Consider the following 1,735-nt stretch of genomic DNA (forward strand, 5'->3'; position numbering starts at 1 on the left):
GCTAATCTGACTCGACAGGATGGTGAAGAATTTCTAGCGCTGGCTCCACAGGTCCCGATTAAAACAGAAGTACAAGTATTTCCATTAAAGCAAACAAACGAGGCATTAACAGCATTGAGGGAAGGCAAAATTCAAGGTGCAGCAGTTTTAGCGATGTAAATTTTGGACAGTGGAGGATGTTAGGACCTGCACAAGCCGATATGAATTCTGGAAAAAATGAGCGTGAGTCGTGTTAAGAGAAAAACGATCCCAATTGTATGTTTTTGACTAGCACTGTGTTTGTAGGTTACGTTTAGTGTGATAGCTAAATCTGTTTCTATATTAGCTGTTATTATCCTTTGTCCTGTGATAATGCTATTTTTTGATAGGTATCAATCAATGACGTGCCAAATGCGGTAAAACAGCGATGTCGTTCATATGTATCAAGCGGTTGCTGTATCGTTAAAGCGAAGGTTTTAGCTGCTTGAGCGATTACGGCTTCTGGTACATCACTTTTTTGCCTTTCGAGCCAATTAGCGTAGGCTTGCAGCAATGGATCAAGTTGATACTCATGCCAGGGAAATTTTTTTTGTGTCAAAACCTTAACGTTTTCTGTGAATGTGTTGATCATCTGTGCATATCCCCAACATTGAACTGTGCCACCCGTTGAACAGTGTTTAGCTGCTAGTGAGATCAGATAATTAACATGAGCAAGAAAACGGGGGTCAGCATCTTCCCACGTATCCAGATAAATCGTATCAAATGTCTGGTCGGTTTGAGATAAATAGTCTTCTATTGTACCTTCCAGAATAGTGATGTTTATGGCAGGATCGGTAATAGGTTGAAGCCACGCACGGGTCACAAAGTCAATGATTTTTGGATCTCTTTCAAGAATAGTCAATGATTTAACAGGACGATTTAACGCTAAGACAAACTGAGGATAGATGCCTAGTCCTAATCCACCAACTAGAATATGACCTCTAGCTATCTTTGCCGCGGCAAACATCATGCAACGTTCTTCACCTGAATCGCTCATCCAGGCTTTTGCTGGAAAGATAGTTGCCATTATTGAGTCATCAGCTGAAATCGTGTGTCCGTGTTCATCCTGAACCGTATAGTATTGAGCCATATTGGATGGCTTCAGTATGGATGTTATGAGGCGATATGGAGTATAGATATGCTGCTGGCCAAAGACTTTTTCAGAATGAACTGACTGTACATCAACCCACACAGAATTATTTCGAGGTGTAGCCTCAGGCAGGGCGAGAGACATGTTTATTGCCTGAATATTAAAGACGTCATCTCGCCAGTTTGGATTAAAATACGATGTTTCTAACGTCTGCATGTGTTAGGTTCCTGTTTAGGGTACTTTCATTACTAATCGCCCAGCAAAAAACTTAGTTGGTTAGCAATACTCCAGTTGTTTGATAATTTAACAATGCTTAGATGCTAGGTGGTGTATTCAATAATTACTTTGTTCAAGGTTGTTAGTAAAGATTCTGTCGTGTAGGGCTTAATCAAGAATGAGTTGACATCAATGCTTAGGGTGGTGTCTAAATTGCTGTCTGAAGGGAGACCGCTGGTGGCAATAATCTTGACCTGGGGATTCATCTTTTGTAGGGCTTTGATCTCACGGTTCGCTAGAAAATATAGGAGAATAGCGAATAGCGTAATAATGCCCAAAATCGTATCCCAGCCAAGCAATGGCCCAGTTGATCAGTAACGAACGCGTCGATGATATCCCACTGCTATTAAG

2 protein-coding genes are annotated in these 1,735 nt (G+C 41.2%); both read right to left on the reverse strand.

Annotated features, from left to right (window positions below):
* Positions 1-331: 331 nt before the first annotated feature.
* Positions 332-1,324, reverse strand: coding sequence for a class I SAM-dependent methyltransferase (locus IQ260_RS30380; RefSeq protein ID WP_193996768.1), 993 nt, complete (start codon positions 1,322-1,324; stop codon positions 332-334).
* A 104-nt stretch (positions 1,325-1,428) separates the two neighbouring features.
* Entirely contained in the window at positions 1,429-1,590 is a 162-nt protein-coding gene (locus IQ260_RS31365; RefSeq protein WP_228016572.1) for a hypothetical protein, read from the reverse strand.
* Positions 1,591-1,735 lie beyond the last annotated feature (145 nt).

Origin of the sequence: Leptolyngbya cf. ectocarpi LEGE 11479, from assembly GCF_015207065.1 — a bacterium.
GTDB lineage: Bacteria > Cyanobacteriota > Cyanobacteriia > Phormidesmidales > Phormidesmidaceae > Leptothoe > Leptothoe ectocarpi.

Excerpts from the sequence above, each read along its gene's own strand:
- IQ260_RS30380 (WP_193996768.1), bottom strand. The coding sequence starts at position 1,324 with ATGCAGACGTTAGAAACATCGTATTTTAATCCAAACTGGCGAGATGAC.
- IQ260_RS31365 (WP_228016572.1), bottom strand. The coding sequence starts at position 1,590 with ATGAATCCCCAGGTCAAGATTATTGCCACCAGCGGTCTCCCTTCAGAC.